This window comes from Acinetobacter entericus (assembly GCF_026168575.1).
Taxonomy (GTDB): domain Bacteria; phylum Pseudomonadota; class Gammaproteobacteria; order Pseudomonadales; family Moraxellaceae; genus Acinetobacter; species Acinetobacter bouvetii.
Genome location: NZ_JAPEQW010000132.1, coordinates 1 through 553, shown reverse-complemented (window position 1 = coordinate 553; position 553 = coordinate 1). Strand labels below are relative to the sequence as shown.

Sequence of the window (553 nt, the reverse complement as noted above, 5' to 3'; positions counted from 1 at the left end):
CTTTGTACACGACAAAAAAAGATAACTCATTGAAATAATGGCATAATACTTGTTTTCTGACGACGAATATGATGACACATTTCAATGAGTTACATCTCATCTTAAACAAATATCTAAAGTGGAACAAGTCACATGCAAAATGTTTTACACTGATTATGCTTGCATTAATTGTAAAACAGACATGTAATCTTTCTTCTGCATCTAAAGCCTTACCCATCAAGTGCTTACCACAATCATTTTATCGACGTATACAACGCTTCTTTGCAGATCAGTATTTCGATTATCGTCAAATTTCTCAGTTAATTTTCAATATATTTTCATTCGATAAAGTCCAATTAACTTTGGATAGAACTAATTGGAAATGGGGAAAACGAGATATTAATATCTTGATGTTAGCCATCGTCTATCGTGGAATAGCGATACCTATTGTTTGGACATTGCTCAATAAACGTGGAAATTCAGATACAAAAGAGCGTATTGCTTTGATTCAACGCTTTATCTCCATTTTTGGTAAAGATCGTATTGTGAATGTGTTTGCAGACAGAGAATTTAT

At 32.5% G+C, this 553-nt stretch carries 1 pseudogene; it reads left to right on the top strand.

Annotated features, from left to right (window positions below):
- Positions 1-71: 71 nt before the first annotated feature.
- A pseudogene (locus OKC24_RS19895) lies at positions 72-553 on the top strand (IS4-like element ISAba33 family transposase); the annotation flags it as partial.